This window comes from Nonomuraea sp. NPDC049784 (genome assembly GCF_040659615.1).
Lineage (GTDB): Bacteria > Actinomycetota > Actinomycetes > Streptosporangiales > Streptosporangiaceae > Nonomuraea.
In genome coordinates, this window is the sequence record NZ_JBFAMX010000401.1 from 1 (window position 1) to 9390 (window position 9390).

The window sequence follows — 9390 nt, forward strand, 5'->3', positions numbered from 1 at the left end:
CACGCGGCCGAGACCGCCAGCGACGCCGCCCTGGCCGAACGCGAGGTCGCCGAACGCGCCCTCGCCTCCGTCGAGTCCCGGCACACGGACGCGGTCGAGGCCACAGGGGACTTGGACGTCGGGACGGCGGAGGCGCACGTTCTGGGGGCCGAGCAGGAGCTGGCCCGCCTCCAGGCGGTGGCCGACCGGGAGCCCGCCCTGGCCTCCGCCCTCGACCGCATCGAGACCGAGCGCGAACGGGTCCGGGACCAGGCCAGGAAAGTCGCCGAGGCCCTCGCCGCCCACCGGGCGCACCGTACCCACCTGGAGTCCGAACGCGCCCGGCTCCGCACCCGCCTCGCGGCGACGGACCTCGCCCAGACCGCCGGAGAAACCGCCCCAGACGAGGGCTCCACACACTTCAGTGCTCCTGAGGAGGCCGGCCCCGAGGGATCCCGTTTCTCGGCCGAGGGCGCCGAGGCGGTGCCGGGGGAGCCCGGTTTCCCGGGAGAGGCGGCTGCGCGCGATGCGCAGGGCACGGGAGACGGCTCCGTGCAAACGGACCTGGACGGGCCCGCCGCGCTGGACCGGGCCGAGCGTGAGCTGCGCAGGCTGCGGGCGTCGGCCGGCGAGGAGCCGGTGCTGGCGCGGGAGGCGGCGGCGCTCAGTCGAGAGCGGCTGGAGCTGGAGGAGCGCGGGCGGGGGGTCGCCGCGCGGCTGGCGGCCTTCCGCACCAGGCATGAGGAGCTGAGCGGGGACGCCGGGCGGCTGAGCGCGCGGCTGGACGCCGCGCGGGGCGACGACTCCACCCTGACCGCGCGTCTGTCCAGGTTGCATGACGAGGCTGAGCTGCTACGGGAGGCGCTGGAGGCCACGCAGGCGGCGATGGCGGCCGACGACGAGCTGGTCAGAGCCAGGCAGGCCGCGTCCGAGGCGGCCGTCGAGGCGGGGTTCGCGGACGTGGCGGAGGCGGAGGCGGCGTTCAGGAGTCCGGCCGAGCGGGAACGCAAGGCCGAGGCGTTGCGGCGGCTGGACGACGAGCACGCCGCCGTCACGAGCGTCCTCGCCCAGCCCGAGCTGATCGCGGCCGCCGCCGAGCCCGCGCCGGACCTGGCGGCGTTCGAGGGCACAAGGGACCGCCTGGAAGAGGCGTACACGAGGCTGTCGAGCGAGCGCGACCGTGCCGTGGCCAGGGCGGAGCGGCTGGAGGAGCTGTACGGCGAGCTGTCCGGCCGCATCGAGCGGTGGCACCCGGCGGCCGAACGGCACCGGCTGGCCGAGCGGATGGCGGCGCTGGCCAGCGGCACCTCCAGCGACAACCAGTGGAGCATGAGCCTGTCGTCGTTCGTGCTGGGGGAGCGGCTGCGGCAGGTGGTGGACGCCGCGAACGAACGGCTCGACCACATGTCGGCGGGGCGTTACCTGCTGCGGCACGATCTGCGGAAGACGGCGGGGTCCCGGGGCCGTTCGGGCGGCGGGCTGGGGCTGCGGGTGGCCGATGGGTGGACCGGTGTCGATCGCGATCCGGCCACGCTTTCCGGCGGCGAGAGCTTCATCACCTCCCTGGCGCTGGCGCTTGGACTGGCCGACGTCGTCACGGCCGAGGCCGGGGGCACGGAGCTGGGCACGCTCTTCGTGGACGAGGGCTTCGGCACGCTGGACGAGGACACCCTCGACGGCGTGCTGGACATCCTCGACGGGCTGCGCGACGGAGGGCGGGCCGTGGGCATCGTCAGCCACGTCGCCGAGCTCCGGTCGAGGATCACCTCCCAGCTCAAGGTCACCAAGACCCGCACCGGATCGACTTTGGCCCTGGCGGGGGTGGGTTGACGGCTCCGGCGGCGATGCGGGTGGGCGGCAGAGGACGGATCTCGCGTAGATTGCTCGCACCGAGCCCGTTAAGGAGTAGTGCTCATGCGCGTCGTCGTCACCGGAGCCCACGGCAAGGTAGGCCGTGCGGCCGTAAAGGCGCTGGCTGAGGCCGGTCACGAGGTGACCGGCGTGGACCTCACACGCCCCGTCTTCGAGCGGTCCGAGCCCGGCCGACCGCGCTACCAGCAGGCCGAGCTGACCGACGCCGGGCAGGCGTTCGCCGTGGTCCGCGGGGCCGACGCGGTCGTACACGCCGCCGCCATCCCCGACCCCACCGCCAACCCGCCGCACGTGGTCTTCCAGAACAACCTGATGGCCACGTTCAACATGATCGAGGCCGCGGTCCGCTTCGGCGTCTCCCGCTTCGTGAACATCTCCAGCGAGACCGTCCCCGGCTTCTTCTTCCCCGAGCGTCCCTTCCTGCCCGACTACGCGCCCGTGGACGAGGAGCACCCGATCCGGCCGCAGGACCCGTACGCGCTGGCCAAGCACTTCGGCGAGCAGCTCATGGACGCGGCGGTGCGCCGCTCGGACATCAGGTGCATCTCGCTGCGGCCGAGCTGGGTGCAGCACGAGGGCAACTACGAGCGCAACCTCGGCCCGCAGGTCCGTGACGCCTCCGAAATCGGCGCGGGCCTGTGGAGCTACATCGACGTGTACGACCTCGCGGACGCGATCGTCCTGGCCACCGAGTCCGACCTGCCCGGTCACGAGGTGTTCTACATCGCATCGCCGGACAACGCGGGCGGGCACGACTTCGCCGCCGCGCTGCGGGAGTACTACGGCGACCAGATCGAGCTGCGCCCGCTCTCCCGGAAGGACGCCTCGGGCATTTCGTGCGCCAAGGCCCACCGCCTGCTGGGCTGGAACCCGAAGCGCTCCTGGCGCGACTACCTGGACGAGAACGGGCGCGCCCGTCAGGGGTGACGACCCTCACGGTGCGTCGCGGGTGCCCCGTTCGAGAGAGGTGATCAGGTCGGGCAGGGTGGCCGGGTGGTGGAAGAGCGTGGCGCCCAGGCCGGTGAGGCGGGAGGCGGGGGTGAGGCCGCCGGCGAAGGCCAGGCAGCGCATGCCCGCGCCCATCGCCGCCGTCACCCCGAACGGGCTGTCCTCCACCACCACGCACCGCTCCGGCGCCACCCCCATCGTGGCCGCCGCGTGCAGGAACAGGTCCGGCGCCGGCTTGCCCCTGGCCACGTCCTCGGCGCTGAACACCCGCCCGTCGAACCGCTTGGCCAGCCCCGTGAGCTCCAGGCTGCGGCGGATCGTGACGTGCCGGCCGTTCGAGGCCACGCAGGTCGGCATGGTGAGCCGGTCGAGTGCCTCCTCGATGCCTTCGATCGCGCACAGCTCGGTCTTGACCGCGGCCGTGTAGTCGGCGATGAGCTGCTCGCGCCAGCCCGGCGGCGTCTCACCGATCTGCTCCTCCCAGTACTCGTTTGTGCACCCCACGAACCGCTCGGCGTACTCCGCCTCATCGATCGCCCAGCCCAGGCGCCGCAGCGCCGCGGTGCCCACGCGTACGGAGATCGGCTCGCTGTCCACGAGCACCCCGTCGCAGTCGAAGATGACCAGATCGACAGCCAAACCCGTTCCCTTCAATGTGACATTTCGGCAGGTGATAGTTTCTCTGTATCGCTTCTCAAGACGCTAGTCCGCATAGTGAGACAAGTATGACAATATCCCCCCCAATCGCCGCGCCCAGCCGGTCAAGGATCGCAGCTGCCAGCCTCATCGGCACCGCGGTCGAGTTCTACGACTTCTACATTTACGGCACCGCGGCAGCTTTGGTGCTCAACACCGCTTTCTTCCCCAAGTTGGACCCGGTGGCGGGCAGTCTGGCCGCGTTCGCGTCGTTCGCGGTGGCGTTCATCTCGCGCCCGCTCGGCTCGGCGGTGTTCGGGCACTGGGGGGACCGGGTCGGCCGCAAGTCGATGCTGGTCGTGTCGCTGCTGGTGATGGGGCTCTCGACGGTCGCGATCGGGCTGCTGCCCGGCTACGCGGCCATCGGCGTGGCGGCGCCGGTGCTGCTCGTGCTGCTGCGGTTCACGCAGGGCATCGGGCTCGGAGGCGAGTGGGGCGGCGCGGCGCTGCTGGCCACCGAGCACGCGCCGCCCGGCAAGCGCGGGCTCTACGCGATGTTCCCGCAGCTCGGCCCGTCGGTCGGCTTCGTCCTGGCGAACGGGCTGTTCCTCATCCTGGGCGAGGCGCTCAGCGACGGGGAGTTCGGGGCGTGGGGGTGGCGGCTGCCGTTCGTGGCCAGCCTGCTGCTGGTGATCGTCGGCCTGTACGTACGCCTCAAGATCTCCGAAACGCCGGTCTTCCAGGCGGCCATGGACCAGCACCGGATCGCCAAGGTGCCGTTCGCGGGCCTCATGCGGCACCAGTGGCGGCGCGTGCTCCTCGGCGCCGGCGCCATGACCATCGCCTACACGCTCTTCTACACCGCCACCACCTACTGCCTGGCGTACGGCACCACCACGCTGAAGATCCCGAAGACCACCATGCTTGGCCTGACCATGGTCGGGGTCGTGTTCATGGGCGCGGGCACGGTGGTCTCCGCGATGGTCTCCGACCGCCTCGGCCGCCGCCGCACTCTGATCACCGGGGCGGGCGTGGCGGTCCTGTGGGGGCTGGTGATGTTCCCGCTGATGGAGACCAAGTCGGTCTTCCTGGTCGGCCTGGCGTTGGCGGGGGCACTCGGCCTGATGGGGCTGGTCTTCGGGCCGATGGGCGCGTACCTGCCGGAGCTGTTCAAGACCCAGTACCGCTACAGCGGCGCCTCGGTGGCCTACAGCCTCGGCGGCGTGCTCGGCGGCGCGGTGCCCCCGCTGGTCGCCACCAGCATGCAGGCCAGTGGGATGGGCGTGATGGCCGTCGGCGTGTACGTCTCGGCGATGGCCCTGCTGAGCCTGCTCTGCCTCCTGGCCCTGCCCGAGACGGGCGACGACACCCTCTAGGCCCGTCTTCCGAACATCCCGCCTCGCCCTTTGGCCCCTCTCTCAAGGGACCTCAACCGAAGTGCGGAGGAACGCGGGTCAGTCGCGGTGACGTGTGGAAAACGGGTGCTAGGGGTTCTCGTACCCGGGGAACAGCAGGGACAGCTCGCGCGGGTACGCGGCGATCAGGCGGAGCTCGTCGTCGGTGAGCGGGCGGCCGGTCATGGCGTTGCAGATCTGCACCAGCCGGAACGCCAGGTCCTCGTCACGGACCTCCGCCCCCAGCCCGTCCATGACGTGCCGGAAGCCCGCCTTCCCGCCGTACTCGCCGGTCAGCACGACCCGGCCGTCCCGCGCGTGCCAGTCCTCGGGGAACGGGCCCAGCGTGGCCTCGTCGTACAGCTCGTAGTTGCCGTGGTCCTTCAGCGCGCCGTCGGCGTGGATGCCGCTCTCGTGTGCGAACGCGTTCCGCCCCACCCCGACCTGGTTGTGCGGCAGCGGCTGGCCGAACGCGTAACTCGCCCACAACGCGAACCTGCGGGCCCACGACAGGTCGAGCGCGTCGCCGATCTCCGCGTTGAGCCCGAAGCCGTGCTGGAAGGCCAGGATGGTGGAGAGCAGGTCGGCGTTGCCGGAGCGCTCACCGATACCGTTCACGCACGTGTTGATCCACGCGTCCTGCCCCACGTCGAGGTCGCCGAGCGCGCCCGAGACGGAGTTGGCCACAGCCATGCCCAGGTCGTTGTGGCAGTGGGTCTCTACCGGCATAGCGATGGCGGAGGCCAGCTTGGCGAAGCGCTCGCGGATCCTGTCGGGTGTGTCTCCGCCGATCGTGTCGCAGTAACGCACCCGGTCGGCGCCCGCCTCCTTGGCCGCCAGCGCGAACTCCAGCAGGAAGCCGTCGTCCGTCCTCGACCCGTCCTCCGCGTTCACCCCCACGGTCTCGGCGCCTGCCGCCTTGGCCGTGCGCACGGCGGCCGTCATCTCCCTGATGATCGCGTCCCTGTCCAGGCGCCCCCGGAACTTGTTCTGGATCATGTAGTCGGACGTCGAGATGGACAGGTTGTAGTGCTTGAGCCCGAGCGGGGCCGCCTTCTCCACGTCCTGCGGCACGCCGCGGCACCATCCTGAGAGCCGCAGCCCGCCGAACGCCCCCGCCTCGGCCAACGCCACCTGCGCCCTGACGTACGGGACCTCGTGGAACAGGAACGGGAAGCCGATCTCGGACTGCGCCACCCCGAGCTTGGCCAGATAGAAGTTGACCATGGTCTTGCCGAACTTCGAGAGGCCGGTGCGCGCGGTCTGCACGCCGTCCCGGTTGGTCACATCGAGGAAATGAATTTTTGGCATGCACCCACGTTGACATGCTTCTTCAACATGGATCAATATTGATTTCCATCAATATAGGAGGAGTGGGCGTGGAGTGGATCGATGCGGCCAGGGCGGCCGAGCGGCTGGGAGTGAAGCCCGCCACGCTGTACGCATACGTGAGCAGGGGTGTGCTGACCCGGCGGCATAGCGATGACGGGCGGCGCAGCCTGTTCTCGATGGAGGAGATCGAGCGGCTGGCCCGGCGTGGCCGGCCTCGGAATCAACCGCCGGAGCTCGTGATCGAGTCTGCTATCGCCGCACTCGGAGTTGATCGACCGTACTACCGCGGGATCGACGCGCTGGAGCTGGCCAAGACGAGCGCCTTCGAATCGGTCGCCGAATGGCTCTGGACGGCCGCCCCCGATGCGCTCCGGGCCTCCGCGCCGCAGCTGCGCAATTCCGGCACACCGGGCGCTGATCTGCCAGGGACGGTATCGCGTGGCGGGTCCGATGTCGCGCGCGCAGACGTCGGGGTGCTGCCGTGGCGGTGCGAGCCCGAGGCGTTGCGGGCCGCCGTGGCCGCGCAGCGTGGGCTTCCGGGGGACCTCCTTCCCCTTGACCGCCTCCAGGTGATCACCACGGTCCTCGGCGCGTCCGACTCCCTCCGCTACCAGCTCGACCCCGCCTCCGTAGCCGCCACGGGCCGCCGCATGATCGCGGGCCTCGTCGACGCCCTGCCGCGGCTCAGCGAGCCTCAAGGAGAGTCGATCGCCGAGCGCCTCTGGTCCCGCCTGTGCCCTCGCCCCGCCACCCCCGCCCTGCTCAGCGCCCTCCAGGCCGCCCTGGTGCTGCTCGCCGACCATGAGCTCGCCGCCTCCACCCTGGCCGCCAGGGTCGCCGCCTCCGCCAAGGCCGACCCGTACGCCGTCGTGCTGACCGGGCTCGGCGTGCTCGGCGGCCCGCTGCACGGCGGCGCGTCGTACGGCGCGGAACGCCTGCTGGCCGAGGTCGCCGAGCCGCACCAGGCCGCACGGGCCATCGCCGAGCGGGTACGCCGAGGGGAGCGCATCCCCGGCTTCGGCCACAGCATCTACAAGAACGGCGACGGGCGCGGCGGCATGCTGCTCGACCTCGTCAAGGAGGCCGCGCCGGGGCACGAGCGGCTCGCCGCCGGAGTGGCCCTACTGGAGGAGATGCGCAGGCGTCGTCTCCCGGAGCGGAACGTGGACTTCGCCCTCGCCATCCTCACCGCCGTGAGCGGCATGATGAGCGGCGCGGGCGAGGCGATCTTCGCGGTGGCCAGGGCGGCGGGCTGGCTGGCCCACGCCATGGAGGAGTACGGCCGAGGCACCCTCCTCCGCCTCCGCGCCTCCTACACCGGCCCACCGATCAAGTAACCGCGCCCCGGCTCGCTCACCCCGCGGCTCCCACCGATCATCCAGTCCACCGTCGAGACGGTCCTCAAGACGCGGTCCCGCACTGGTCAGGGGCGGCGGGACGCCCAGCCCCGGGCGGGAGACCGGGTGGGCGCCGCAAGCGGTCGGCGGGGCGCCACCCCCGCGTCAACCGGCCGTCCTGTCGACGTACGCGGCCAGCGCCCGCACCCGTTCGGCGTGCTGGTCGTGCCCGACGATCACCGGCGGCTCGTTGTACGGCATCGCGTCCGACGAGCGCCGCAGCTTGACGTACTGGCCGCAGGCGTCGATCGCGTACGGCTCCATGTCGTCCTGCAGCGCCCCGATCACCGTGATCCCGTACGTCTCCCCGATCCGCCTGAACAGCGCCACCGCCTCCCTGCGGTGCTCCTTGCCCAGGTTGCGGCCGAGCTCGTCGAGCACCAGGCACAGATGCCCGCCCCCGGACGAGGCGATGGCCGCCGCGCACACCAGCTTGACGGCCTTCTCGTCCATGAGGGCGGTGTTGGCCCGCCGGTTGTACGGCACGAACCCCTGCCCCTCGCCGCGCCGCCACTTCGGCGTCACCCGCCACTGCCAGCGCTGCTCGGGGTCGGCGGGCGCGGGCGGCACGGGGAACTCCAGCGTCGCCCCGTAACCCCCGTAAGACGTGTCGAGCTTCTCGAACTCCTCGGCCACCCGCGTGAGCCGCGCCTTGATCGCCGCCGTCAACGCCGCCCGGTGCACGGCCGTCGACTGCGCCGCCTCCTCCGCGCCCCGCGCCGCCGCCGCCAGGTCGCGCTGCCTGGAGACGACCTGCGCCTCGATCTGGCGCCGCTGGTGCCGTTCGTAGTCCTCCTGGCCACGCAGGTAGGAGGCCAGCGCCCCGCACACCGCCGCGAACGTCGCCTGCTCCCGCGCCGTGCTCCCGCCCCGCTCGCTCAGTAGGAACTGCAACTCCTCCGGAATCTCCGCGTCCTCCTCCGGGAACGTGTCGCGCAACGCCTGGTCGAAGTGGCGCTCGGCGATCCGCCACCACTCCTCGGCCGCGCGCGGCCGCTCCTCCTCGGGCAGCGCGTCGAGCCATCCGCGTGCCGTCTCGACCGGGCCGCCCCAGTCGGCGGCCAGCGCGTCGAGCTTGAGCGACTCGCGTTCGGCGGTCACCTTGGCCTCCTGGTCGCGGGACTGCGCCCGCTCGGCCTCGTGCCGATGCCGCCGACCCTCCAGGCGTTCGATCTCCATGTCCCTGGTCCTGGCCCGGAAGTCCAGAGCTCCGGCCTGCCGCTCGGCCTCGGCGACCTTCGGCGCGATCTCCTCGATCGCGGCGTTCAGCTCGGCCAGCCTGGCCCGCCGCTCGGTCAGCTTCGCCTCCAGCTCGGTCAGGCGCACCCCCGCCCTGGCCCCTTCCAGCCGCCGCTGCGCCTCGCTGACGGCTTCCTCCCCATCACGTACGGCCTGCGCCGCCGTCTCCTGGACGTCCTTCGCCCGATTGAGTCGCTGCTCGGCGGCCTTGATCCGGGCCTCACGCCCGGTGGCCACCCCGTCGAACGCCCCCACGACGCTCACCCCGGCCGAGCTGACCAGCACCGAACCGGGCAACGCGGCCAGAGCGCCGGCGGCGGCATCCAGCTGCGACGCATCCACGATCACCGCATGCTCGTTAGGCCACCCCCGCAAATCGCCCAGCACCAGCCCACCCGACTGGGCCTCCGGCGCTCTTCCGCTCAGCTCACCCGACTCGCCGCCGACGCCCGCCTCGGCGTCCGGCGCTTTTCCGTAGCGTGCCTTGAGGGCCGCACTGCCGTCACCAAGAAGGCGGAGGGCGTGGGGAAAGAGAAGAAGAAGGGCGGTTTCCGCGAGACCGTCCTGCTGCTGGTCCTGGGCGTGGGCATCGC

At 71.7% G+C, this 9390-nt stretch carries 7 protein-coding genes and 1 pseudogene; 5 read left to right on the forward strand and 3 right to left on the reverse strand.

Going from position 1 to position 9390, the window contains the following annotated elements:
• Both AB0J09_RS44935 and AB0J09_RS44940 read left to right on the forward strand, forming a co-directional pair.
• The coding region (locus tag AB0J09_RS44935) for an SbcC/MukB-like Walker B domain-containing protein (RefSeq protein WP_360705527.1) at positions 1 to 1809 on the forward strand (1809 nt) is incomplete at its 5' end.
• Positions 1810 to 1893: 84 nt separating this feature from the next.
• Positions 1894 to 2778 (forward strand): NAD(P)-dependent oxidoreductase, encoded by an 885-nt coding sequence (locus tag AB0J09_RS44940; RefSeq protein ID WP_360705530.1) that lies wholly within the window; start codon positions 1894 to 1896, stop codon positions 2776 to 2778.
• Between the two features lie 6 nt (positions 2779 to 2784).
• Here AB0J09_RS44940 and AB0J09_RS44945 read toward each other — a convergent pair whose 3' ends face one another.
• On the reverse strand, positions 2785 to 3438 hold the full coding sequence (locus tag AB0J09_RS44945) for an HAD family hydrolase (protein ID WP_360705533.1): 654 nt from the start codon (positions 3436 to 3438) through the stop codon (positions 2785 to 2787).
• 86 nt (positions 3439 to 3524) lie between these two features.
• Here AB0J09_RS44945 and AB0J09_RS44950 point away from each other — a divergent pair, with 86 nt between their 5' ends.
• Complete coding sequence (locus AB0J09_RS44950) at positions 3525 to 4811, forward strand: MFS transporter (protein WP_360705536.1); 1287 nt, start codon at positions 3525 to 3527, stop codon at positions 4809 to 4811.
• 108 nt (positions 4812 to 4919) lie between these two features.
• Here the strand turns inward: AB0J09_RS44950 and AB0J09_RS44955 are convergent, their stop codons facing one another.
• Positions 4920 to 6140, reverse strand: coding sequence for a hypothetical protein (locus AB0J09_RS44955; RefSeq protein WP_360705539.1), 1221 nt, complete (start codon positions 6138 to 6140; stop codon positions 4920 to 4922).
• A 68-nt stretch (positions 6141 to 6208) separates the two neighbouring features.
• Between AB0J09_RS44955 and AB0J09_RS44960 the strand changes: the two genes are divergently transcribed.
• On the forward strand, positions 6209 to 7498 hold the full coding sequence (locus AB0J09_RS44960; protein WP_360705542.1) for a citrate synthase: 1290 nt from the start codon (positions 6209 to 6211) through the stop codon (positions 7496 to 7498).
• A 165-nt stretch (positions 7499 to 7663) separates the two neighbouring features.
• Here the strand turns inward: AB0J09_RS44960 and AB0J09_RS44965 are convergent, their stop codons facing one another.
• Positions 7664 to 9145, reverse strand: coding sequence for a hypothetical protein (locus AB0J09_RS44965; protein WP_360705545.1), 1482 nt, complete (start codon positions 9143 to 9145; stop codon positions 7664 to 7666).
• Positions 9146 to 9148: 3 nt separating this feature from the next.
• Here AB0J09_RS44965 and AB0J09_RS44970 point away from each other — a divergent pair.
• A pseudogene (locus tag AB0J09_RS44970) lies at positions 9149 to 9390 on the forward strand (hypothetical protein); the annotation flags it as partial.